This is a genomic window from Neptunomonas sp. XY-337, from assembly GCF_004959845.1.
Classification (GTDB): Bacteria; Pseudomonadota; Gammaproteobacteria; order Pseudomonadales; family Balneatricaceae; genus Neptunomonas; species Neptunomonas marina.
The window spans coordinates 1-22,401 of the sequence record NZ_SPLL01000007.1; the positions used below are offsets into that span (position 1 = coordinate 1).

The window sequence follows — 22,401 nt, forward strand, 5'->3', positions numbered from 1 at the left end:
CCATCCCGAACTCAGAAGTGAAACGATTTAGCGCCGATGGTAGTGTGGGGTTTCCCCATGTGAGAGTAGGACATCGCCAAGCTTTTAATTAGGAAGCCCTGATCGGTTACGGTCAGGGCTTCTTATATTGTCTAGAAAAAATAAAGTGGGCGTCAAACGCTCAATGTGTAAGTGTTGAGTTTGTTTATGCTGACAGGCGATAACGAGCAGGTGTGATGCCAACGTGTTGCTTGAAGGTATGAGTGAAGGCGCTCTGATTGGGGAAGCCGGTCGCTGCCGCAACATTGGCTACAGACATGCCTTCTTTCAATAAGGCTTGGGCTCTTTCTATTCGCTTTGTCGTAATGTAGTGGAGAGGAGTGACGTGTGTCAGCTGCTTAAAGCGGTGATGAAAGTGGCTGCTGCTTAAAAAAACCAAAGCTGCTAACTCCTCAACACTGATTTTGCGATGTAAATTCAGAGCAATGTGTTGATCGATGATATCGAGATTTAATGCTTGAGTTGCACGTATATGAGTTCGATTGCTGAGTAAGTTGTGTGTGGCGCACAAGAGCATTTGCCCACATACATTTTGCAACATGGCGTGTGCTTGCTGCATCTCTTGTGCTACTGCTTGTAAAAGAATGGTGCGTTGGCTATCTAGCGTGAAATAGCTAGCCTTATCGAATAATTGCTGAGTTTCAGCTAGAGCTTCTGGCACGTTAATCACAACGATACGATTATTGCCCACACCACAAAATGCATGACCCGTTGTCGAGGGCACTAAGCAGCCTTGACCTAGGCTGACCTTACGGCCTTGTCCTTGGATATCAAACTCTGTATTTCCCTCGAAACCAAACACGAGCTGGTGATAGCGGTGATCATGCTGGTTTGCTGTTTCGGGTAATGAGATCAGTGATGTATCTGTTTGCATAATTCAAGTATTTCGAATTGATCGAGAATTGTACAGAAAAAAGTATTACTCATCAGCTTTTAAGGGTGAATTTTGCGGCCCTTGCTTGATCTTCTGCAAGGAATTTGGGCGCTTTTCTGCGCAAAAATCGGTAGAATCATCCGTTATTTACGCTAATTAGATGTTGGGTTTGATTGATGTCAGAACTGAAGAATGATCGTTTCTTACGTGCATTGATGCGCGAGCCGGTTGACGTAACGCCTGTATGGATGATGCGTCAAGCAGGGCGCTATTTACCAGAGTACCGCGAGACACGTGCGCAAGCCGGAGATTTTCTGAGCCTGTGTAAGAACAGAGAGTTGGCGTGCGAAGTCACGATTCAGCCTTTAGAGCGTTATGAACTGGATGCCGCGATTCTCTTCTCTGATATTTTGACTATTCCAGATGCAATGGATCTCGGGCTTTACTTTGAACAAGGTGAAGGTCCCAAATTCAAAAAGATCATTCGTACAGAGGAAGATGTGGCAGCGTTGCCGATTCCGAATGCGAGTACCGATCTTGATTATGTAATGAATGCGGTTAAAGAGATCCGCGGTGCTTTGTCGGGACGTGTACCATTGATTGGTTTCTCCGGTAGTCCGTGGACTCTGGCAACCTATATGGTGGAAGGCGGCTCTTCTAAAGATTTCCGCCATATCAAGAAGATGATGTTTGCTACGCCAGAAGTGATGCACGCCTTGCTTGATAAGCTTGCGATCTCTGTGACGGACTACTTGAATGAGCAGATTCGCAGCGGCGCGCAAGCTGTACAGATTTTCGATACGTGGGGTGGTGTGTTGAGCGGCGAAATGTACAAGGAGTTTTCGCTGGCCTACATGCAAAAAATTATTGCAGGTCTTATTCGTGAGTACGATGGTCGTAAAGTGCCAGTGATCATGTTCACGAAAAACGGCGGCCAATGGCTGGAAACAATGGCCAATGCCGGCGCTGATGCGCTAGGTCTTGATTGGACCACTGATATTGGTAATGCACGTGAGCGCGTTGGTAGCCAAGTAGCGCTGCAAGGTAATATGGATCCTTCGGTACTGTACGCACCAGCGAGCCGTATTCGCTCGGAAGTTGAAGATATCCTGAGCCGCTTCGGTACAGGAAATGGTCATGTATTTAACCTCGGCCATGGTATCCACCAATTTGTCGATCCAGAACATGCAAAGGTTTTCGTAGATGCTGTGCATGAGCTGAGTGCGAAGTACCACCAGAACTGATAAGCACCTCATTGCAGCGGCTGCCACTGATAGCTGCTGCAACCCTTTCTATTTTAGCTCGCCTGAAGATCCAGTTGTGCTAGAGATTGCGCCGCGAACTGCGTGAAGCAGCGAACGGTCTCTTGATCACTGTGCATACGCCACAGACATCCCACATTGCGTACTAAGCCAAAATCGATGATTGGGATGGATACTAAACCATCTTGTAAAACGGTCTCTGCCATAATCGCCGCAGCAAGGTTATTTCTAACCATCATGAGGGTCCACGCATCGTCATCAGTACGACATGTGATATGCGGCTGCGCTTGCTCTGCTAAAAACACCCGCTTCCCTTCATTGAGTACCTCGCAGTTTTTGCGCAATACAAAAGGTAATTTATGTAAGTCGGCGAGCCGGACGCTAGAGCGGTTGGCCAAAGGGTGTTGGCGAGACAGCAGCAGTTGAAAGCGTTCTTGATAGATTGGCATGATTGTTTCTGATGCTTCCTCCCCTGAGAGTGAGGTAAGCAGTACATCGACTTTTCCTTGGCCGAGTTTGTGCGCGAGGATGTCTTTAGTGCCTGTTTCTAGGTGCAGCTCGATGTCAGGATAGGTTGTCGTGAAATGATAGATTAACTGATTGATCGGCTTAGTATTAAGTGTATTGAGGACACCCATACGTAACATGCGCTGCGCAGGCTCGCTAGACAGCTCGCTCTTGGCCGCATTGCACTCGGCAATAATAGCGAACGCTCTATCGCGAAAGCGCAGACCTTCAGGGGTTAAGGTCACTTTCTTGTGGCCACGGCGCAGCAACTGGGCACCTAGCTCCTCTTCAAGTGATTTAATGGCTGCCGAAAGTGCTGGCTGGGTAACAAAGAGTTTCTCTGCAGCGCCAGTGAAGCTGCCCGTTTCTTGAACGGCTAGAAAATAGCGAATCTGTCTGATTTCCATAGTGTATAAATTATTTTTATTCTTTGGATAAGATTAAAAGATTTCCTTTATTTTACAGGTTACGTCTTAATAAGAGCTCATGCAATCAGCTGCTCGAGGTGAGTATGGGCCAAGAAATTTTAGAACGCTTTCCTGTCCGGTTAGAGATACCCATCGCTTGGGGCGAAATGGATGCATTTCAGCATGTGAACAACTTGGTTTACCTACGTTGGTTTGAAAGTGCTCGCATGGCGTATTTCGAAGCATGTGATTATGTCGCGATCAAGGATGAGGAAGGCGTAGGCCCAATTTTAAGGGACTCCCGTATCCGTTATCGGATTCCACTCACGTTTCCCGGCAATGTGATAAGCGCTACGCGTGTTACGCGCATTGAACAGGACCGATTTGTGATGGAGCATATTGTTTACAGCGTGGAGCACCAAGCGGTTGCTGCAGAAGGGGAAGCTGTTGTTGTGTGCGTGAACTATAAGGCGGGAGGGAAAGCTGAGATTCCCGAAAGATATCGACAGTTCATGTTGAACAATGAGCCGATGACACCAGAACTATTTGATTAACGAGATCTCTACCTGGTGAGATAGCTGTCTTACCAAGCTTGTCTGGATTCGCAGGCATCGCCACCTGCGAATCCAGCCTTTTTTAGCCTGCTGCTGCGAGTGCTTGTTCAAGGTCTGCCAGCAGATCATCGATGTGCTCGATACCCACTGATAGGCGAACCATCTCAGGCGCCACGCCTGCCGACTTCAACTCTTCATCATTCAACTGGCGGTGCGTTGTCTCTGCAGGGATCGAAGCTAACGATTTACAATCACCGATATTCACTAGGCGCAGGAATACCTCCAGCTTATCGTAAAACTGGCGAGTACCCTCACGGCCTGACTTCAAACCAAAACTCAAGATGCCAGACGCCTTACCCTGCATGTACTTTTGAGCTAACGCGTGGTCTTTATGACTCTCAAGGCCGGCATAGTTAACCCAACTGACCTTATCGTGTTGTGCTAGGAACTCAGCAACTTTTTGCGTGTTTTCGTTGATGCGTTCCATACGCAGCGCCAGAGTTTCTAAGCCTTGTAGTAGCAAGAATGCGTTCATGGGTGAAAGAGCAGCACCCATGTTACGCAAAGGGACGACACGGCAACGACCAATAAACGCAGCAGGGCCAAAGGCCTCGGTATATACCACACCGTGGTAAGATACATCAGGTGTGTTGAGCAGCGGGAAACGCTCCGCGTTATCAGCCCAAGGGAATTTTCCTGAGTCGACGATGACGCCACCAATGGAGTTTCCGTGGCCACCCATATATTTGGTTGCAGCGTGTACAACGATATCTGCACCGTGCTCGATAGGGCGCCACATGAGTGGGCTTGGTACCGTGTTATCAACAATCAGTGGTACACCGTGACGATGAGCGATCTCTGCAAGGCGTTCGATGTCAGCAATACCGCCGGATGGATTGCCCACCGATTCGCAGTAAAGAGCTTTCGTTTTTTCATCGATTTGAGCTTCGATCGCATCGAAGTCATCTTTGTTGGCGAAGCGCACGGTAATCCCTTGGCGAGGTAGCGTGTGTGCGAACAGGTTGTAGGTGCCGCCATAAAGCTCGCTCGTAGAAACGATGTTATCGCCCACTTCGACCAATGTTTGGATCGCATAAGTGATGGCTGACATACCCGATGCAACCGCCAATGCAGCAACCCCACCTTCTAGCTGTGCCACGCGCTGCTCTAGCACGTCGGTGGTTGGGTTCATGATGCGCGTGTAGATGTTACCAGGCACCTTTAGATCAAATAGATCTGCGCCGTGCTGGGCGTCGTCAAACGCGTAAGAAGTGGTCTGATAAACAGGCACTGCAACAGACTTTGTTGTTGGGTCTGGTGAGTAACCGCCATGAACGGCAATGGTTTCCAGCTTCATTAAACTCTCCTTGGTGGGGCTGTCTTTTTTATTGATGTCTTCGATTGTAATGGTAATCCCGCATCAAAAAAACGCTTAACTAGATGACTTCTATACAGGTTAGGTAGAATGCTATTCATAATAGTTATCAGGAGATCCTCATGGCAAAGGCCAAAACTGCCTACGTTTGCACCGAATGCGGAGCGGACTACACCAAATGGCAAGGTCAATGTAGTGCATGCAAAGAGTGGAATACGCTCACTGAGATGCGCGTGGCACCCGCAAAAGCCGCAGCGGTCAAACCGCGTTTTGACGGTTATGCTGGCGAGACCAGCCAGCGTGTTGTCAAACTTGCTGATGTTGATCTCAAAGATATGCCCCGTATCGGTACCGGTACCCAAGAACTCGATCGCGTACTCGGAGGAGGATTAGTACCCGGCTCTGCGATTTTAATTGGTGGTCACCCAGGTGCCGGTAAAAGTACGCTGCTGCTGCAGATTATGTGCTATCTGGCGCAAACGCAGCCGGCTCTTTATGTCACAGGCGAAGAGTCACTGCAGCAAGTTGCCATGCGCGCCCATCGCTTAGGATTAGCAGCCGATGCGTTACAGATGCTATCCGAAACCAGCGTTGAGGTGATCTGCCAAACAGCAACGCAGCTGCAGCCAAAGATCATGGTTATTGACTCCATTCAAGTGATGCATATGGCTGAGATACAGTCGGCACCGGGTTCCGTTGCACAGGTACGTGAATCCGCCGCTGACCTAACCCGCTACGCCAAGCAAACTGGAACCGTGCTATTTCTGGTAGGCCATGTCACAAAAGATGGCAGCTTGGCAGGGCCGAAGGTGCTTGAGCATATGATCGATTGTTCTTTGCAACTTGAAGGCTCATCAGATAGCCGCTTTCGTACCCTTCGTTCACACAAAAATCGCTTTGGTGCAGTGAACGAGTTGGGCGTATTTGCAATGCTTGAAAACGGCTTGAAAGAGGTCAAAAACCCAAGCTCCATCTTCTTGAACCGCGGCGAGCAACCGAGCCCTGGCAGTGTAGTCATGGTTGTATGGGAAGGGACGCGCCCGCTGCTGGTTGAGATACAAGCGCTAGTGGACGAGTCACATATGAACAACCCACGCCGAGTCGCCGTCGGGCTTGAGTCTAACCGGCTAGCGATGTTGCTTGCCGTATTGCACCGTCATGGCGGTCTGCATACCGGTGACCAAGACGTGTTTGTCAATGTGGTAGGGGGCGTCAAAGTGCTGGAGACAAGCGCCGATCTCGCTTTGCTCTTAGCCGTTGTGTCGAGCTTCCGTGATCGCGCACTTTCGCAGTCGTTGATGGTGTTTGGTGAAGTGGGTCTATCGGGTGAGATTCGGCCAGTACCTAACGGCCAAGAGCGGATTCGAGAAGCGGCTAAACATGGCTTCAAGCGCGCGATTGTGCCCAAAGGCAACGTCCCGAAAGAGGGTATTGATGGCATTGAGATCGTTGGCGTTAGCCGCTTAGCAGACGCATTGGACGCGCTTTAAAAAAGGGGCTAACAGCTAGCTGCTTTGGATAAAGCGGAGTGATTTCTATCGAAATTTTATTGTACTTTGGCTTGCGCTATTATCTGCGACTCGAAAATTAGTTTGTTATTCAATTGTTTACAAGGAATGTAAAATGAAAAGCGTTGTAGTTGGGCTAGCCGTTATGGGTATGTTTTCAAGCTTTGCTGATGCGGACTCCATTAGCAAAACGGTTAAGTTTCGTTTAGCCGCTCACGAAAATTATTTTGATGTGGGTAACCCGTTCGGTGACGACTTTGGTCGTTATCGCGCCAAGTTGTACCATTCGGGAGGCAGTAGTGGCTGCCTCTTAAATGTTCTGCCTAGCCCAGCCCCTGAGACATATGACCGTTATACCAACGGTATTGGTTGGTACGACACTTGTTATGAGACAGCCAAAAGCGGTGATGCGTTACTAGTCGTGACTAGGGAGCATGGTGATATCACAACACAAGAGTTTTCAGGGTGGGTGAATATTCCAGAAATAGGTGATGAACATGAAATTGTGATTCCCTCAGGCAACGTGCACGTTTATAAAATGAGTGGTACGGATTTTGACCACGCGAACGTGTATTTGAAATCCGCCCAACGGGTCAGAGAAGAGGGTGAGCTAAGTCATGTTTCCTATGAAGGAGATGACTTTGTCGGAACACAAGTTGGGTCGACTTACTGGCCAAAATATGGCAACAAAGGTGCTTATATGTCGGTTTTAGCAGGATGCTACACGCTGCTTGTTGCAACTGAAACCACCGACTCTTGGGAACCTATAACTAGAATGCCAGAATATCCAAGCACTGACTTGGGCACGAGCTTTGTTTGTGTGCCGGGTGATGGCAAAACGACAACTTTTATTGGTATTGATGGTGACACTGGAAATGTGGGTAAAATTTCCACTGAAGTACCACCAGAGCTTGCACGCTATTACGAATAAGGTTGAGCTGATAGCGCTGCATGACCCTCAGTGATATCGGTGACATGCAAGCCTTAGTTAAGGTGATGATAACAGAGCGCTAAATTAAGCAACTCTCAGTCCTTTTGGCGTCAGTTTATCTGACGCCATCTTCCATACCCCGCTTTGTGTTTTAGTCGTGATATAAATGGTCTAACTCGCGCTCCAGTAGGTCTGGATCGCCAAGGTTGAGTTCAACCAAGCGGCGTAGATGTGTCATGCTCGAGATATCGATACGTTGGAGCTGAAAGCCTAGGTAGTTGCCAATCTTATGGTTAAGTACCACCGGCATATCGATCACCGCTTCCTCTGGATCAAGCTGAATCATTAACTCAGCGGCATCTCCGACGGCTAAGTCGATCCCTCCCTCTGGTATTTCGGTCAGGGCGCCTTTGAAGCAAATATCAGCAAGCCGTACATCCCATTCGTCGGCGCCGCGGCGCAGTATGCAGCGTGCATCAAAGTGAATACGGGTAAAACGGCGGCGTTCTGGAATCTGTTCCGTCACTTTCCTTCTCCTACCTATAGCGTTTCTATCAACTGAGTATAGAAGGCAGATTGGAAAATGGCGATATAAAGAGGGGAGAGAGGCGGCAGCGATGCGTGCTGCCGCCAAGATCAGCGAATTAGCTGATGCGCTTGTATTTGATGCGCTCTGGCTGGTGCTCTTTACCGTAACGGCGTTTGTAATCCGCTTGATACTCGGTGTAGTTACCCTCGAAGAACTCGACGTGTGAGTTACCTTCGTAGGCCAGCATGTGTGTACAGATACGGTCAAGGAACCAACGGTCGTGCGAGATCACAACGGCACAGCCCGGGAAGGCTAACAGCGCTTCCTCTAGTGCACGTAGTGTTTCGATATCAAGATCGTTGGTAGGCTCATCAAGCAGCAGTACGTTGCCGCCCGCTTTCAGCAATTTAGCCATGTGTAAGCGGTTGCGCTCACCACCGGAAAGTTCGCTGACCTGCTTCTGTTGATCGCCACCTTTGAAGTTGAAACGGCCACAGTATGCGCGAGCAGGTGTTTGATAATTGCCCACGGTGATAATGTCCTGACCATCAGAAAGCTCTTCAAAGACAGTCTTATCGCCGCTGAGGTCACGTGACTGATTTACGTAGGCTAATTCGACGGTAGAGCCGATCTCGATGGTGCCAGAATCCGGTTGCTCTTCACCTGCGATCATACGGAAAAGTGTGGATTTACCCGCACCGTTACCACCGATGATGCCGACAATGGCCCCCTGCGGAATTGAGAAGCTCAGGTCTTCAAAGAGGACTTTATCGCCGTACGCTTTAGAGATGTTGTTTGCATCGATCACTTTATCGCCTAGGCGAGGGCCAGGTGGAATGTAGATCTCTTGCGTCTCGTTGCGTGTTTGGAACTCTTTCGAGTTCATCTCTTCGAACTGCTTCAAACGCGCCTTGGATTTAGACTGGCGGCCTTTCGAGCCTTGGCGAACCCACTCTAGCTCGGAGGCAACCGATTTACGGTGCGCCGCTTCCTGTTTAGCTTCTAGCTCTAGCCGCTTCTCTTTCTGCTCTAGCCATGAGGAGTAGTTACCCTCGTAAGGGATGCCGCGGCCACGGTCCAGCTCCAAAATCCAGCCTGCTGCATTGTCCAAGAAATAACGGTCGTGGGTGATCGCAACCACAGTGCCCGGGTACTCTTGTAGAAAACGTTCGATCCACGCGACAGATTCTGCATCCAAGTGGTTGGTTGGCTCATCCAGCAGCAGCATATCTGGCTTATCAAGCAGCAAGCGGCATAGCGCAACGCGGCGGCGCTCACCGCCTGATAGGTGCTCAACTTTGGCATCCCACGCTGGTAGGCGCATCGCATCAGCAGCACGCTCGAGCGCGGTTTCTAGGTTGTGGCCATCTTTCGCTTGGATCAGGTTCTCAAACTCGGCTTGCTTTTTTGCTAGCTCGTCAAAGTCTGCATCGGGCTCTGCATAGGCTGCGTAGACTTGCTCAAGGCCATCCAGCGCCGCTTTTACATCAGCAACTGACTCTTCAACAATCTCACGAACGGTTTTGTTATCGTCCAGCTCCGGCTCTTGGGGCAGGTAGCCCACGTTGATGCCGGGCATCGGGCGTGCTTCACCGATAATATCGGTATCGATGCCTGCCATGATTTTAAGAAGGGTAGATTTACCCGCGCCATTTAAACCCAATACGCCGATTTTGGCGCCCGGAAAAAAGGAGAGGGAGATGTCTTTTAAAATCTCGCGTTTTGGTGGGACGATCTTGCCCACGCGGTTCATCGAGTAAACGTACTGTGCCATAAGCCCTCAGCAAATAGAAAATCGGTTAAAAAGATAGTGCGGATTTTACCTGTCCACGCCTGCGAATGCGACTTTCAAGCCTCGGTTTGGCCAAAGCGCTCGGTGAGGTACGCATTGATATCATTCGACTCGTAAAGCCAGCGCACACTGCCATCTGCATCAGTTATCTTCAGGCACGGCACTTTCACTTTGCCACCTTGTTGAAGCAGCTCTTCACGGTACTGGGTATCTTTCTTCGCGTCGCGTAGGGCGATATTGAGTGACAAACGCTTCATTTGGCGGCGCACTTTGACGCAAAAAGGACATGCTTGAAACTGATAGAGTGCTAAGTCTTGGGTCGCTGCATCAACCGCTTGCTGAGCTTCGGCGCTGCGCTTGATCCCTTTAGGAGTTGTAATGAAGTCGATCAATAAGATGATTTTGCCTAAAATCCAACGAATAACAGCCATGCTTTACCATCTCGGTTAGTTAGAAAGGCGCATATTCTAGCACTCTTCACAGGGCGAGCTAAGCCGATGCGAATTTATGAATGGGATTCGTGATAAATTGACCGAGTTTCAAGTGCGTTTTGCCTTCAAAAGAGAGTATAATGCGCCCCTTTCCAAAGGCCGGTAACGCTCACTTTTTACCGGTCGGGCCTGTCATTTTAGGGGATAGCTATGTTTAGCAAAGATATGTCAATTGCCGACTTTGACGCTGATCTATGGTCAGCGATGGAAGCTGAAGCCACGCGTCAGGAAGAGCACATCGAACTGATCGCGTCAGAGAACTACACGAGCCCACGTGTAATGGAGGCTCAAGGCTCCGCACTGACAAACAAATACGCTGAGGGCTATCCCAACAAGCGCTACTACGGTGGTTGCGAGTACGTTGATAAGGTAGAAGAGCTTGCCATTGAGCGTGCTAATGAGCTGTTCGGTACAACCTACGCTAATGTTCAGCCGCACTCTGGCTCACAAGCAAACGCAGCGGTTTACATGGCACTTTGCAAGCCGGGTGATACAGTTCTAGGTATGAGCTTGGCGCACGGTGGTCACTTGACTCACGGTGCTGCAGTATCCTTCTCTGGCCGTATCTACAATGCAGTTCAATACGGTCTACACCCAGAAACGGGTGAGATCGATTACGATGAAGTAGAGCGCTTAGCGGTTGAGCATAAGCCAAAAATGATCGTTGCAGGCTTCTCTGCTTACTCACGTATCGTTGATTGGCAGCGTTTCCGCGATATCGCAGACAAAGTTGGTGCATATCTGTTTGTTGATATGGCACACATTGCAGGTTTGGTTGCTGCAGGCGTTTACCCATCACCGGTACCGTTTGCTGATGTGGTAACGACAACAACGCACAAAACGTTGGGCGGCCCACGTGGTGGCTTGATCGTTTCTGCTCGTGCTGATGAAGACCTGCAGAAGAAGCTTAACTTTGCTGTCTTCCCAGAATCTCAAGGCGGCCCGCTGATGCACATCATCGCGGCGAAGGCGGTATGCTTCAAAGAAGCACTTGAGCCAGAGTGGCAAGCTTACCAAGCGCAAGTGGTTAAGAATGCTCAAGCGATGGCGGAAACTTTCATGTCGCGTGGCATCAAAATCGTTTCAGAAGGCACAGAAGACCACCTGTTCTTGGTTGATCTCATCGATAAAGAGTACACAGGTAAAGATGCCGACGCTGCGCTTGGCCGTGCCAACATTACGGTAAACAAAAACTCAGTGCCTAACGATCCACGCTCTCCGTTTGTCACCTCTGGCTTACGTATCGGTACACCGGCAGTGACGCGTCGTGGCTTCAAAGAAGCTGAAGTAACTGAGCTGACTAACTGGATCTGTGATGTACTTGATAACATCAATGATGAGTCAGTGATTGAGCGTGTGAAAGGTCAGGTACTCGATATCTGTGCGCGTTTCCCCGTTTATAAATAACCACTGAATCGGTTAGAATAATAAGGCGACACTTAGGTGTCGCCTTTTTTCGTATCTCGCTCTTTATTTACAGCGCACGGCGCTAACGCTCTTTTATGACAGGAAATCGATATGCATTGTCCTTTTTGCGGAAAAACGGAAACGAAAGTCGTTGATTCCCGCTTAGTCGCTGAAGGCCAGCAGATCAGGCGTCGCCGCGAATGCAGTGCCTGTCATGAGCGCTTTACGACCTTCGAAATTGCCGAACTTCTGATGCCGCGGCTGATTAAGGCCGATGGCTCTCGCCAGCCCTTTGATGAGGATAAGCTGCGCGGTGGTATCCAACGAGCGCTGGAAAAGCGTCCTGTCAGCATTGAATCCATAGAAGCCTGCATCAATCGTATCAAACACTCGTTGCGCGCAACCGGTGAGCGGGAGTTGCCCTCACGGCAAGTGGGAGAGGCGGTGATGGAAGAGCTCCGCAAACTCGATCAGGTGGCCTATGTTCGCTTTGCCTCCGTATACCGTAGCTTTCAAGATATTAATGAGTTCAAAGCGGAGATTGACCGCCTCGCCGGTGATGAGTCTGCCGCTGAGGAGCTAGAGCGTTAAATGAATCCATATCTTGATCGACAGCTAATGGCGAGAGCAATCCAGCTCGCGCGCCAAGGTATTTATACGACATCGCCGAATCCAAGGGTTGGCTGTGTGATTGCGCATGGCGAGACAATCGTTGGCGAGGGCTATCATGTTCGTGCGGGTGAAGGTCACGCAGAGGTCAATGCGTTGCGCCAAGCGGGAGCTGCTGCAAAGGGCGCAACCGCCTACGTAACGTTAGAACCATGCAGCCACTTTGGACGCACACCGCCATGTGCAGTAGCACTGACCCAAGCTGGGATCGCCCGTGTGGTATCCGCGATGGGTGATCCAAACCCACAGGTCAATGGTCGCGGCATCGCGATGCTCAACGAAGCGGGTATCGCTACCGAGGTGGGTTTGCTCGAGAATGAAGCAAGAGCACTGAACCCGGGATTTATTAAACGCATGACCACGGGACGCCCATGGGTGCGCGTGAAGCTTGCGATGAGCGCAGATGGCCGCACGGCGATGCGCAGTGGTGAATCGCAATGGATTACTGGCGCGTCAGCGCGCCAAGCAGTGCAGCGCTTGCGGGCGCGTAGCTGTGCAGTGGTAACGGGCATTGGCTCCATTTTACATGATGACTCTGCGTTAACGGTGCGCGCTGCCGAGCTTGGCTTAGCCAACGCGGAGCAGGTTGCTGAGCGTCAACCTTTGCGTGTGGTGTTAGATCGCCAAGGCCAATTGAGCGCGAATGCACGCATTTTACAGCAACTCGGACGCACCTTGTGGATAACCACTAGCGACGCTGAACGTAGCGGCGCAGAGCGTGTCGCGGCGCAGCTATCGGGGGCGTCGATTGATCTGGCCTGGGTGTTGGACTATTTAGGTCAACAGGAACAGTGCAATGAGATCCTTATCGAAGCGGGTGCCGTATTAGCCGGTGGCTTTGTTGCCGCAGGTTTAGTTGATGAACTGGTGGTCTTTATGGCACCCACGCTGCTGGGTTCTCATGCGCGTCCGCTAGTGGAGTTGCCACTGGAAACAATGGCGCAGCAACAACGACTAGAATTAACAGATGTCCGCCAATTTGGTGATGACTTACGGCTGACATATCGCTTGGCACAGAGGGGCTAGACAGGGTGTTTACGGGGATTATTGAGGCGGTAGGTACGGTTGCTGCACGTGAAGACGTTCAGGGGGATATGCGCTTGTATATCCGTACCGGAGCGCTAGATCTGACCGATGTGCAACTCGGTGACAGTATCGCGACAAACGGAGTGTGCCTAACCGCCACTGAACTGCCCGGCGATGGCTTTTGGGCGGACGTATCGCGTGAGTCACTGGCTCATACACGTCTTGAAGCACTTGCAATCGGCGATAGCGTGAACCTAGAGAAGGCGTTGATGCCAACAAGCCGCCTAGGTGGACATATTGTGACAGGACACGTGGATGGCATCGGCACGATTGTTGAGAGAAGAGCGGATGCGCGCTCTATCTATTTCTCCGTTGAAGCCCCCGCGGCGATTGCAAAATATATTGCGGCCAAAGGCTCGATTACGGTGGATGGTGTAAGCCTGACGGTCAATAGTGTTTCAGGCCGCACGTTTGCGCTTAATATTGTGCCGCACACCGCACAGGAAACATTGATCGAACAGTACCAAGTGGGCACGCAAGTGCACCTTGAAGTGGATATTATTGCACGCTACATGGAGCGTTTATTGCTGGCAGGGCAAGATGATCATGCTGAATCTGAGCAGTCATCGGGCTTAACGCTGAGCAAGCTTGCAGAACATGGTTTTATGAAGCGCTAAACGCGCGCAAGGCAGGAATCATAATGGAGCTAAATAGCCCAAAAGAGTTAATCGAAGATATTCGTCAGGGCAAGATGGTTATCCTGATGGATGATGAAGATCGTGAAAACGAGGGTGATATCGTCATTGCCGCGGATATGGTGCGCGCTGAGGATATCAACTTCATGGCGACCCACGCACGTGGCTTGATCTGCCTGACCCTCACCCGTGAGCGTTGTGAGCAACTCAAGCTACCTTTAATGGTGCAGAGCAACGGTGCGCAGTTTTCAACCAACTTTACGCTATCGATTGAAGCGGCCGAGGGCGTAACAACCGGTATCTCAGCAGCTGATCGTGCGCACACCGTACGCACAGCGGTTAAAGCCGATGCGAAAGCGGAAGATATCGTTCAACCGGGGCACATCTTTCCACTGATGGCGCAGCCTGGTGGTGTGTTAAGCCGAGCGGGTCACACCGAAGCGGGCTGCGATCTAGCGCGGTTGGCTGGTCTGACGCCAGCGTCTGTGATCGTCGAGATTATGAATGATGATGGCACTATGGCGCGCCGTCCCGATCTTGAGAAGTTTGCCGAGAAGCACGGTCTTAAAATCGGTACGATCGCCGACCTGATCCACTACCGCACGACCAACGAGCATACGGTGGAGAAATCCGACGAGGGTACATTAGACACTGAATTTGGTGAGTTCAACTACCGAACATACCGCGACACTATTCAGAACGTGACCCACATGGCGTTCACGAAAGGTGAGTTCTCAGCCGACGATCCGACCTATGTACGCGTTCATGTACGTGGCGATATCATGCGTGATTTAGTGGGCGCTGATACGGGCGGCGAAACGAAGTGGACCATGCGCCGAGCACTGAAGAAAGTAGCTGAGGAGGGCCGAGGCGTTGTCTTGCTGCTTGATAACGGCCAGCGTGAAGATCTTGAGAGTGCGTTGCACCGAGTGCTGGGTAAGCATCCGGCAACGCGAGCGGCAAATTTCAGTTCCAGCGGCGCTTACTTAACCGTTGGTACTGGCTCGCAAATCCTGCGTGATTTAGGCGTCGGTAAAATGCGCCTGCTGAGCTCCCCAATCAAATTTAACGCGATCTCTGGTTTTGATCTGGAGATCGTTGAATACATCCCCTGCGATGAGTCATAAACAGGAAAATTAGTATGTCAGTTGAAATTATTGAAGGTGATTTCGTTTCCGCTGGTGGTCGATACACCATCGTAGTGGGCCGTTTTAATGCATTTGTTGTTGAAAGCCTGCTGGAAGGCGCGCTAGATGCACTGAAACGCCATGGCGTATCTGAAGACAGCATCCGCGTCGTGCGTGTTCCGGGCGCGTTTGAGATCCCGTTGGCCGTACAAAAGGTAGCGGCTCAGCAGCGTGATGATGCCATTATTGCTTTGGGTGCTGTTATTCGTGGCGGTACGCCTCATTTTGAGTATGTATCTGCTGAGAGCTCTAAGGGCGTGGCGCAGGTATCAATGGAGTATGGTATTCCGGTGGCGAATGGCATCCTGACGGTAAACAGCATCGAACAGGCGATTGAGCGTTCCGGTACCAAAGCGGGTAACAAAGGTGCAGAAGCTGCATTGTCTGCATTGGAGATGGTTAGCCTGCTGAAAAATCTTGAGGCATCCCCGGAATGAGCGAAGAGAACACACCAGCGCGCAAGCCAAAGAAGCCATCGTTAACAGAGCAGCGCCGCTCAGCTCGCAGCTTTGCACTGCAAGCGCTGTATCAGTGGCAACTTGCTAGCCATCCGGTCCATGAGGTTGAAGCACAGTTCCGTGTTGATAACGATATGTCGGGAACGGATGTCCGCTTGTTTGGTGAGTTACTCCAAGGCGTGGCCGGCACCAAGTCACAGCTTGACGAAGCGTTTCAGCCTTTCCTCGACCGTAACTTGAGTGAGTTAGACCCTATCGAGTTAGCGGTGCTACGTATCGGTAGCTATGAGTTGATCCATCGCTTAGAGGTTCCTTACCGTGTAGCGATCAATGAAAGCGTTGATCTGGCCAAAAAGTTTGGCGCAACAGACAGCCACCGCTACGTTAACGGTGTGCTAGACAAGCTAGCGCAACGTGTACGTATGGCTGAGATCCAAGCAAAACGCAACAAGTAGAGTCGGCTATGGATGAGTTCGCCCTAATTAATAGGTTTTTTACTTCGTTAGGGCGCCACTCTCATGGCAGTCAAGCCGATACGGTGATTCAGGGTATCGGTGATGACTGCGCGGTTCTATCGGTACCTAGTGGGCAATCGCTCGTGGTGTCTATCGATACCCTCGTGGAGGGAACGCACTTTGTAGTAGGTACCGATCCTGCTCAGTTGGCATGGCGGCTAATGGGCGCCAGCGTCAGTGACTTAGCTGCGATGGGTGCTGAGCCTGCTTGGGTCACGTTAGCGCTGACCTTACCAGCGGCTGATGAGAGCTGGCTTAAACCGTTTTCAGCGGCGCTAGGCGAGGGATTAGCGTATTACGGTATTAACCTCGTCGGCGGCGATACCACACGCGGCCCGTTATCACTCTCTGCACAGGTACATGGTTTTGTGCCCCATGGCGCCGCTTTACTGCGCTCAGGTGCTCGTGCGGGAGATCTTGTCTGTGTCTCCGGTACATTGGGCGATAGCCGCGGTGGGTTGGAGTGTATTCTTAATGCGGACATAGCCGCTAACGATTATTTACTCGACCGCTTCTACCGGCCAACGGCACGCGTTTCCTTAGGCCAGCATATGCGTCGTTACGCAACCGCTGCGGCTGATATCTCTGATGGTTTGCTTGCCGACCTACAACATATCCTGACGGCGTCCTGCGTCGGTGCCACTGTTAACCCAGATCTGCTGCCGATATCTACGCAGTTAGCTGCTCATTTTGATAACGAGACGGCCAAGCGCTGGGCGCTTAGCGGCGGTGAGGATTTTGAGCTCTGCTTGACCATAGCACCGGAGTGTTGGCAAGTTTTGTGCGAGAAAGCACCGAGTTTAGCAGCACAATTGACCGCGATTGGTGTTGTGGATGCAGAACCCGGGCTGCGGCTACAAACCGCAGAGGGAACCGTTTCAGCGGCCGCTGTTGGCTTTAATCATTTTGCGAATGAGACACGCAATTCATGAATGTAACAACGAAAAGAGTGCTAACTCAGCCTGTCAACTTTTTGGCATTTGGTTTGGGAAGTGGGTTGGCACCTAAAGCCCCAGGTACGTTCGGCACCTTAGCCGCTGTGCCGCTGTTTTTACTCTTAAGTCTGCTGCCGTTTGATCTTTATATTGGCTTTGTCATTGCGGCCAGTGTGCTGGGTATCGCGATCTGCGGATATGCTGCAGACGATTTAAAGGTTCATGATCATCCGGGCATTGTTTGGGATGAGTTCGTAGGCTTTTGGATTACGATGATTGCGGTACCCGTCTCTTTTGGTACGATCTGCTTGGGATTTTTGCTCTTCCGCCTTTTTGATATTCTCAAGCCATGGCCAATAAAATGGGCTGATCAGCAAGTCGGTGGTGGTTTAGGTATTATGCTTGACGATATATTGGCGGGGTTGATGGCCTTAGGTAGCGTGCATCTGCTTATAGCGCTCTTTTCTTAAGGCATATCTTTTTTGTTTAAAAAATGATCGCTCTTTCAGTTTCGTTTCAGATTGAACAATTAATCTGAACTCGAAAATAAAAACAGGAGAGAGATCATGAAAACGTTAATCCAAGCCGCAGCAATAGGTACTCTGGTATTTTCAAGCAGCGCATTCGCGATTTTTGAGCCAAACGAGCAATCCACTGAAGCACTACTGATGGCAGGCCATCACCATGCCATCGCGGATTCATCAGTGGCGTTTACAGGAATCTACGATAACGCGTTGGTGGGTACCGAGCGTCACCTCACTGATGGCATCAATGCCGCGCAGTCTGATTACTGTGTCGTTCAAGGTTTGAGTGTTGCACTGGAAGAACACCCAACACAAGGTCACTTCGCTGGGAAGCAATGTTAATGAAATTAGTAGTAGCCGGTATGTGATACGGGCTCAGAGTTAAGAGCCCGTATTACGTTTATCGCTAAGGAGCGCCAATGAATAAAAATAATAGGATTTTTGCAACGCTTCTATTCGGCTTACTCAGCACATTAGTGAGCGCGAAAGAACTGCAACAAGAGCCAATGGATATGAGCGGAGAGCGTTTAGATGCTCAGGCTTGTCGTGTACTTGTTAAAGAGGGCACGATTCTACCGATGTCCAAGCTAATGAAGCTTGCAGATCACAAAACTACGGATCATATCTTGGATGCGTTCCTCATTCGCAGCAAGACACACTATATTTACTTAATAGAGTCTGTTGGCGTTGATGGGATTGTTCGCACTTTTTATCTCGATGCGACAACAGGTGAACGTATCTCTGTTAAGCCGTAGGAAGAAACCGAACATGCGAATCTTATTGGTTGAAGATGACCCGGTGCTTGGCCCATCACTCAAAGATGAATTAGCAAAACAAGGCTACGCGGTTGACCTTGCCACCGATGGTATTGATGGCGAGGCGATGGGTTACGAAGATATCTACGACCTGTGCATACTTGACCTTGGCCTTCCAGAGCGTCCGGGGCTAGATGTGTTACGTAACTGGCGTCAACGCAGTAACAATATCCCCACCTTGATCCTGACAGCGCGCTCTGCATGGCAAGAGAAAATAGACGGGTTCGATGCCGGTGCAGATGATTATCTCGCTAAGCCATTTCACACTGAAGAGCTGCTAGCACGCATGACGGCGTTGCTACGCCGTGCCAACCAGCAGCCAACGACTCAGCTTGAAGAGTCGGGGCTAGTGCTCGACGAAAAGAGCCAGTCGGTGCGTGTGGACGGCGATACGCTGCACGAACTCACAGGCATGGAGTACAAGCTGTTGCGTTATATGATGCACAACCCCGGCCGTGTGTTATCGAAGCTCCAGATTGTTGAGCACATCTACGACGACAACACCGAGAACGATAGCAATGTCGTCGAGGCATATATCAAGATGCTCCGTAAGAAGATTGGCAAAGAGCGTATTCAAACCAAGCGCGGCCAAGGTTATATCTTTACGAGTCACACCTCATGATTCGCTCCATCCAAGGCCGCTTAAACATTGCGTTTATCGGCCTAACCCTCACTATTTTCGCAATTCTTTGGGTGATTCAAGGCTCTACACTGCGTGGTATTGCGTATGAGTTTGTCGGTACTCGCTTAAGTAGTGATGTGTTCACGCTACTGCAAGCGCTGGAGCGAGATGAGCGTGCATGGCAGCTAGACACACGCCGAATTTCTCCTGTTTATAATCAGCCGATGTCGGGACATTACTATCAGTACCAGATTAATGAAGGTGAGTGGGTGCACTCTCGTTCGCTATGGGACGGTGAAATTCCAACCCAAGCTGGGCGCGGCGTAGGTCAACTTCATATCGCGTTGCATGTCCAAAACGAAGAGCCTTGGCTTGTATATGACCACACGTTCCAGAAACAGGAAGGTACGATTCGCATTGTTTTAGCGGAAGATATTAGCGGTATCGAAGCAGAGCTTAAACGCCTTGGCTGGTGGGTTGGTGCTGTGGGTGTTGTGTTTATTGCTGTGCTGTTGCTTGCTCAGATTTTTATTATTAAACGGGGCCTCAAAAGCCTTACTCAGGTTAGACAAGATATCGCGCGGCTAAAACAGGGTGATATCCGGACGCTGCCGTGTGTGGAGACGACAGAGGTGTCGCCGTTGGTTGATGAAATCAACTATATGGTTGATAGCATGTGTATGCGGCTTGATCGTTCGCGTAACGCTGTAGGGAACCTAGCCCATGCCGCCAAGACTCCGCTAACGGTTATTGATCGGCAGATCGAAGTATTAAAACAGCATAGCCCGAATTGTGCAGAAGCTCTACAACAGCAGTCAGCTGAGCTGCGCGGCTTGATGGAGCGTGAGCTCACGCGGGCCCGGATTGCCGGTACTGCGCTGCCCGGGCAGCGCGTGATGATTGATGCGGAGGTAGAGAAGCTACTTAAGGCGATGCGGATGATTCACCAAGAGAAAGGGCTGCAGTTTGAGGTTGATATCAAAAGCAAAACCTTTTTCCCGGGGGAGCGTGACGATCTGATCGAGCTGTTGGGGAACCTGATCGACAACGCTTGTAAGTGGGCGCAAAGCACGGTGCGTATTAGCGGGGTGTTAAGTGAAACCTGCCTGACGATCTTTATTGAAGATGATGGCCCCGGTATCCCTAGCGAGAAGCGTGAACAGCTGCTATCACGCGGTGAACGCTTGGACGAGTCAGTCTCTGGGCATGGCCTTGGTTTGAGTATCGTGACCGATATTGTCCAGCAGTACCAAGGGTGCTTTGAACTACTTGACTCCGACCTAGGTGGTTTGCGAGTGCACTTACGCTTGCCGCGCAACCGGGATACGCAGTTATCCTGATATTTCAGGTGACGCTAGAAACGCTGCGCTGGTAAACTATCGTGCCTGTTTTTTAGAGGAAAGATGTGTGTCTGTTAAGTATGTAGCGGAATCAAAGCTCCCGATGCCGTGGGGTGTTTTCACAATGGTTGGCTTTGAAGATATCGAAACGGGGAAAGAGCATGTGGCGCTAGTTTACGGTGATGTAGCTGGTGATACACCTGTCCTAGCCCGTATCCACTCTGAATGCCTGACAGGAGATGCGCTTTTTAGCTTACGCTGTGATTGTGGTTTCCAGTTACAGGAAGCGCTACAACGTATCGCAGAAGCAGGCTCTGGTGTTTTGCTTTACCTACGCCAAGAGGGGCGTGGAATCGGTTTGCTCAATAAGATTAAGGCGTACCACCTACAAGACCAAGGCGCAGATACGGTAGAGGCGAACGAACAGTTAGGCTTTGCTGCGGATATGCGTGATTACTCTATGTGCGAGCCGATGTTGGAGCATTTAGGTATTACATCGGTGCAGCTAATGACTAACAATCCGCGCAAAGTGGCGGCGCTCGAAACATACGGCGTGAAAGTTGCTGGGCGTGTACCGTTGCAAGTGGGCAAAAACCGTCATAATGAAGGCTACTTGGCGACCAAAATGGGCAAGCTTGGCCATATGATGACAGAGCACCACTTCAATGCGGAAGACAAAGACTAAATTCTGGTCGTTACCGCAATAAAAAAGGGCTTCATATGAAGCCCTTTTTTTGTGTTTCCGGCTAACTCAGTCAGCGCGGAATACGTGGTTAGACGAGTAGTAAACCTTATTGCTTAGGTCTTCTGAGCTCCATGCAGTGATCGACAGGATATAGTAGTTGTCTTTCACCAGTGAAACGCTGTCTGGTAAGGTGAAGCTGTTTGCATCCCCAGGAATAATCTCCTGCCATACAAACAGGTCGTTTGTCATACGTGGCGAGTAAGTCAGAATAGCCGTATTGAGCTGATCCTCAAGCGCGTCTTTTTCGTCATCCGCAGCGAGTAATAATTGGTTTTGTAGTGAGTAGATATCACCGAAGAGGTTTAGGCTGTCCACCTTACTCTTATCAAAGATACTTACCGTGATATGTTCTAGGTTTGTGGCTTCTGCAGAGAAGTTGGCGTAGTTCCACTTGATGGAGCGTGGGTTTGAAGAGTCAAACTCGACTACATAATCTGCGCTACCATCGGTGTAGAACGTGGTGTTGAGTGGGAAGACTTCAACTTTACCGCGCGCACCAAGCTGGTGGTTGATGCAACCATCTACGGAAACGTAGTCGGAGCCATTGATATCGTACGGCCCTGTCCATGCGCTAAGCTCTTCGTTGAAGCCGACGTCAGTAAAGAATACTTGGCTAGTTTGGTCGACTGCACCTGTGCCGTAGCCGATTTCGTAAGTTGAGTCTTTATCGTTGTAGCGCCCTGCAAGCGTGATGGTATTGCGGTCCTGACAATCTTTATATTTGTAGGAAACAATCGCTTCGCCCGGTTCACCACCCTCTAGGGCGCCTGGTGACGTTAGGTGCTGCATAAAGATATGCCCCACACTAAAGTCGTCTCGGTCATAGTCAGGGCTTTCGATGTAGAAACCGATAAATTGGTTTTTAACGCTGAAGGTATCGCCATCGTTAGACTTTACAACGCCATCATCATCAGGTGTTGGATCAACAGCGCCGCCATCTCCATCACCGCCATTGTTATCGCCACCGCTGTTATCGCCGCCGTTGTCACCAGAGTTATCTGTAGGCGGGTTAGTCAGTAGGGTGTCATCACCACCTCCGCCACCGCAGGCTGTTAGCATCGCGCATAGAATTAGGTAGCTAAGAGGCCGTACTGGAAATCTCATTTAATACTCCTGTTAAATGAACCGGATTCAAGAAGCTGGGATAGCATTCCCTGCTGGTTTGAATAGTTATTGTAATCCATAAAGAGTGCT

General features: G+C 50.3%; 25 protein-coding genes and 1 rRNA gene. 19 read left to right on the forward strand and 7 right to left on the reverse strand.

Going from position 1 to position 22,401, the window contains the following annotated elements:
- Window positions 1-82: ribosomal RNA gene (gene rrf, locus E4L36_RS14790) — 5S ribosomal RNA — on the forward strand; the annotation flags it as partial.
- A gap of 102 nt (window positions 83-184) precedes the next feature.
- Here rrf and E4L36_RS14795 read toward each other — a convergent pair.
- Entirely contained in the window at window positions 185-913 is a 729-nt protein-coding gene (locus tag E4L36_RS14795; RefSeq protein ID WP_136681259.1) for an AraC family transcriptional regulator, read from the reverse strand.
- Between the two features lie 176 nt (window positions 914-1,089).
- Between E4L36_RS14795 and hemE the strand changes: the two genes are divergently transcribed.
- Window positions 1,090-2,157 carry a uroporphyrinogen decarboxylase gene (hemE, locus tag E4L36_RS14800; RefSeq protein ID WP_136681260.1) on the forward strand — a complete coding sequence of 356 codons (1,068 nt, stop codon included), beginning with the start codon at window positions 1,090-1,092 and terminating at the stop codon, window positions 2,155-2,157.
- A gap of 53 nt (window positions 2,158-2,210) precedes the next feature.
- On the opposite strand, the gene E4L36_RS14805 is transcribed toward hemE, so the two are convergent.
- Window positions 2,211-3,089: a LysR family transcriptional regulator gene (locus E4L36_RS14805; RefSeq protein ID WP_136681261.1), complete on the reverse strand. Its 879-nt coding sequence runs from the start codon at window positions 3,087-3,089 to the stop codon at window positions 2,211-2,213.
- A gap of 104 nt (window positions 3,090-3,193) precedes the next feature.
- Here E4L36_RS14805 and E4L36_RS14810 point away from each other — a divergent pair, with 104 nt between their 5' ends.
- Entirely contained in the window at window positions 3,194-3,643 is a 450-nt protein-coding gene (locus E4L36_RS14810) for an acyl-CoA thioesterase (RefSeq protein WP_127694702.1), read from the forward strand.
- An 82-nt stretch (window positions 3,644-3,725) separates the two neighbouring features.
- Here E4L36_RS14810 and E4L36_RS14815 read toward each other — a convergent pair whose 3' ends face one another.
- Window positions 3,726-5,000 carry an aminotransferase class I/II-fold pyridoxal phosphate-dependent enzyme gene (locus E4L36_RS14815; RefSeq protein WP_127694703.1) on the reverse strand — a complete coding sequence of 425 codons (1,275 nt, stop codon included), beginning with the start codon at window positions 4,998-5,000 and terminating at the stop codon, window positions 3,726-3,728.
- Window positions 5,001-5,140: 140 nt separating this feature from the next.
- Between E4L36_RS14815 and radA the strand changes: the two genes are divergently transcribed.
- A complete protein-coding gene (gene radA, locus E4L36_RS14820; RefSeq protein WP_136681262.1) occupies window positions 5,141-6,508 on the forward strand; it encodes a DNA repair protein RadA in 1,368 nt (455 codons plus the stop codon).
- A 133-nt stretch (window positions 6,509-6,641) separates the two neighbouring features.
- A complete protein-coding gene (locus E4L36_RS14825; protein ID WP_136681263.1) occupies window positions 6,642-7,457 on the forward strand; it encodes a hypothetical protein in 816 nt (271 codons plus the stop codon).
- 151 nt (window positions 7,458-7,608) lie between these two features.
- Here the strand turns inward: E4L36_RS14825 and E4L36_RS14830 are convergent, their stop codons facing one another.
- The 3 genes from E4L36_RS14830 to E4L36_RS14840 all read right to left on the reverse strand — a co-directional run bounded on the left by E4L36_RS14830 (window position 7,609) and on the right by E4L36_RS14840 (window position 10,209).
- Window positions 7,609-7,983, reverse strand: coding sequence for a PilZ domain-containing protein (locus tag E4L36_RS14830; RefSeq protein WP_240770784.1), 375 nt, complete (start codon window positions 7,981-7,983; stop codon window positions 7,609-7,611).
- 118 nt (window positions 7,984-8,101) lie between these two features.
- Complete coding sequence (gene ettA / locus E4L36_RS14835; RefSeq protein WP_127694706.1) at window positions 8,102-9,760, reverse strand: energy-dependent translational throttle protein EttA; 1,659 nt, start codon at window positions 9,758-9,760, stop codon at window positions 8,102-8,104.
- A 74-nt stretch (window positions 9,761-9,834) separates the two neighbouring features.
- Entirely contained in the window at window positions 9,835-10,209 is a 375-nt protein-coding gene (locus E4L36_RS14840; RefSeq protein ID WP_136681264.1) for a glutaredoxin domain-containing protein, read from the reverse strand.
- Window positions 10,210-10,419: 210 nt separating this feature from the next.
- On the opposite strand from E4L36_RS14840, the gene glyA reads away from it, so the two are divergent.
- The 14 genes from glyA (at window position 10,420) to ribA (ending at window position 21,147) form a co-directional block, all read left to right on the forward strand.
- Complete coding sequence (glyA, locus tag E4L36_RS14845; protein ID WP_136681265.1) at window positions 10,420-11,676, forward strand: serine hydroxymethyltransferase; 1,257 nt, start codon at window positions 10,420-10,422, stop codon at window positions 11,674-11,676.
- Window positions 11,677-11,787: 111 nt separating this feature from the next.
- Window positions 11,788-12,267 (forward strand): transcriptional regulator NrdR, encoded by a 480-nt coding sequence (gene nrdR, locus E4L36_RS14850; protein ID WP_136681266.1) that lies wholly within the window; start codon window positions 11,788-11,790, stop codon window positions 12,265-12,267.
- Complete coding sequence (gene ribD, locus E4L36_RS14855) at window positions 12,268-13,371, forward strand: bifunctional diaminohydroxyphosphoribosylaminopyrimidine deaminase/5-amino-6-(5-phosphoribosylamino)uracil reductase RibD (protein WP_136681267.1); 1,104 nt, start codon at window positions 12,268-12,270, stop codon at window positions 13,369-13,371.
- Between the two features lie 5 nt (window positions 13,372-13,376).
- Complete coding sequence (locus E4L36_RS14860) at window positions 13,377-14,048, forward strand: riboflavin synthase (protein ID WP_127694711.1); 672 nt, start codon at window positions 13,377-13,379, stop codon at window positions 14,046-14,048.
- Window positions 14,049-14,071: 23 nt separating this feature from the next.
- Complete coding sequence (gene ribBA, locus E4L36_RS14865; protein ID WP_127694712.1) at window positions 14,072-15,193, forward strand: bifunctional 3,4-dihydroxy-2-butanone-4-phosphate synthase/GTP cyclohydrolase II; 1,122 nt, start codon at window positions 14,072-14,074, stop codon at window positions 15,191-15,193.
- A gap of 14 nt (window positions 15,194-15,207) precedes the next feature.
- On the forward strand, window positions 15,208-15,690 hold the full coding sequence (gene ribE / locus E4L36_RS14870; RefSeq protein WP_127694713.1) for a 6,7-dimethyl-8-ribityllumazine synthase: 483 nt from the start codon (window positions 15,208-15,210) through the stop codon (window positions 15,688-15,690).
- Window positions 15,687-16,166 carry a transcription antitermination factor NusB gene (gene nusB, locus E4L36_RS14875; RefSeq protein ID WP_127694714.1) on the forward strand — a complete coding sequence of 160 codons (480 nt, stop codon included), beginning with the start codon at window positions 15,687-15,689 and terminating at the stop codon, window positions 16,164-16,166. Before ribE ends, nusB begins: the two co-directional genes overlap by 4 nt.
- Before the next feature lie 8 nt (window positions 16,167-16,174).
- The gene (thiL, locus tag E4L36_RS14880) at window positions 16,175-17,158 is read left to right on the forward strand and encodes a thiamine-phosphate kinase (RefSeq protein WP_136681268.1); all 984 of its coding nucleotides are present in this window, start codon (window positions 16,175-16,177) and stop codon (window positions 17,156-17,158) included.
- Window positions 17,155-17,631 (forward strand): phosphatidylglycerophosphatase A, encoded by a 477-nt coding sequence (locus E4L36_RS14885; RefSeq protein ID WP_136681269.1) that lies wholly within the window; start codon window positions 17,155-17,157, stop codon window positions 17,629-17,631. Before thiL ends, E4L36_RS14885 begins: the two co-directional genes overlap by 4 nt.
- 96 nt (window positions 17,632-17,727) lie before the next feature.
- Window positions 17,728-18,027, forward strand: a complete 300-nt coding sequence (locus E4L36_RS14890; protein ID WP_136681270.1) for a hypothetical protein — start codon at window positions 17,728-17,730, stop codon at window positions 18,025-18,027.
- A 77-nt stretch (window positions 18,028-18,104) separates the two neighbouring features.
- Entirely contained in the window at window positions 18,105-18,440 is a 336-nt protein-coding gene (locus E4L36_RS14895; protein ID WP_136681271.1) for a hypothetical protein, read from the forward strand.
- A gap of 13 nt (window positions 18,441-18,453) precedes the next feature.
- Window positions 18,454-19,122, forward strand: a complete 669-nt coding sequence (locus E4L36_RS14900; protein ID WP_136681272.1) for a response regulator transcription factor — start codon at window positions 18,454-18,456, stop codon at window positions 19,120-19,122.
- Window positions 19,119-20,462 (forward strand): ATP-binding protein, encoded by a 1,344-nt coding sequence (locus E4L36_RS14905; RefSeq protein WP_136681273.1) that lies wholly within the window; start codon window positions 19,119-19,121, stop codon window positions 20,460-20,462. Before E4L36_RS14900 ends, E4L36_RS14905 begins: the two co-directional genes overlap by 4 nt.
- Before the next feature lie 67 nt (window positions 20,463-20,529).
- A complete protein-coding gene (gene ribA / locus E4L36_RS14910; protein ID WP_127694721.1) occupies window positions 20,530-21,147 on the forward strand; it encodes a GTP cyclohydrolase II in 618 nt (205 codons plus the stop codon).
- A 66-nt stretch (window positions 21,148-21,213) separates the two neighbouring features.
- Here ribA and E4L36_RS14915 read toward each other — a convergent pair whose 3' ends face one another.
- Window positions 21,214-22,311, reverse strand: a complete 1,098-nt coding sequence (locus E4L36_RS14915; RefSeq protein ID WP_136681274.1) for a hypothetical protein — start codon at window positions 22,309-22,311, stop codon at window positions 21,214-21,216.
- Window positions 22,312-22,401: the final 90 nt, after the last annotated feature.

Coding starts and splice junctions, on each gene's coding strand:
- E4L36_RS14795 (WP_136681259.1), bottom strand. CDS start 913: ATGCAAACAGATACATCACTGATCTCATTACCCGAAACAGCAAACCAG.
- hemE (WP_136681260.1), top strand. CDS start 1,090: ATGTCAGAACTGAAGAATGATCGTTTCTTACGTGCATTGATGCGCGAG.
- E4L36_RS14805 (WP_136681261.1), bottom strand. CDS start 3,089: ATGGAAATCAGACAGATTCGCTATTTTCTAGCCGTTCAAGAAACGGGC.
- E4L36_RS14810 (WP_127694702.1), top strand. CDS start 3,194: ATGGGCCAAGAAATTTTAGAACGCTTTCCTGTCCGGTTAGAGATACCC.
- E4L36_RS14815 (WP_127694703.1), bottom strand. CDS start 5,000: ATGAAGCTGGAAACCATTGCCGTTCATGGCGGTTACTCACCAGACCCA.
- radA (WP_136681262.1), top strand. CDS start 5,141: ATGGCAAAGGCCAAAACTGCCTACGTTTGCACCGAATGCGGAGCGGAC.
- E4L36_RS14825 (WP_136681263.1), top strand. CDS start 6,642: ATGAAAAGCGTTGTAGTTGGGCTAGCCGTTATGGGTATGTTTTCAAGC.
- ettA (WP_127694706.1), bottom strand. CDS start 9,760: ATGGCACAGTACGTTTACTCGATGAACCGCGTGGGCAAGATCGTCCCA.
- E4L36_RS14840 (WP_136681264.1), bottom strand. CDS start 10,209: ATGGCTGTTATTCGTTGGATTTTAGGCAAAATCATCTTATTGATCGAC.
- glyA (WP_136681265.1), top strand. CDS start 10,420: ATGTTTAGCAAAGATATGTCAATTGCCGACTTTGACGCTGATCTATGG.
- nrdR (WP_136681266.1), top strand. CDS start 11,788: ATGCATTGTCCTTTTTGCGGAAAAACGGAAACGAAAGTCGTTGATTCC.
- ribD (WP_136681267.1), top strand. CDS start 12,268: ATGAATCCATATCTTGATCGACAGCTAATGGCGAGAGCAATCCAGCTC.
- ribBA (WP_127694712.1), top strand. CDS start 14,072: ATGGAGCTAAATAGCCCAAAAGAGTTAATCGAAGATATTCGTCAGGGC.
- ribE (WP_127694713.1), top strand. CDS start 15,208: ATGTCAGTTGAAATTATTGAAGGTGATTTCGTTTCCGCTGGTGGTCGA.
- nusB (WP_127694714.1), top strand. CDS start 15,687: ATGAGCGAAGAGAACACACCAGCGCGCAAGCCAAAGAAGCCATCGTTA.
- thiL (WP_136681268.1), top strand. CDS start 16,175: ATGGATGAGTTCGCCCTAATTAATAGGTTTTTTACTTCGTTAGGGCGC.
- E4L36_RS14885 (WP_136681269.1), top strand. CDS start 17,155: ATGAATGTAACAACGAAAAGAGTGCTAACTCAGCCTGTCAACTTTTTG.
- E4L36_RS14890 (WP_136681270.1), top strand. CDS start 17,728: ATGAAAACGTTAATCCAAGCCGCAGCAATAGGTACTCTGGTATTTTCA.
- E4L36_RS14895 (WP_136681271.1), top strand. CDS start 18,105: ATGAATAAAAATAATAGGATTTTTGCAACGCTTCTATTCGGCTTACTC.
- E4L36_RS14900 (WP_136681272.1), top strand. CDS start 18,454: ATGCGAATCTTATTGGTTGAAGATGACCCGGTGCTTGGCCCATCACTC.
- E4L36_RS14905 (WP_136681273.1), top strand. CDS start 19,119: ATGATTCGCTCCATCCAAGGCCGCTTAAACATTGCGTTTATCGGCCTA.
- E4L36_RS14915 (WP_136681274.1), bottom strand. CDS start 22,311: ATGAGATTTCCAGTACGGCCTCTTAGCTACCTAATTCTATGCGCGATG.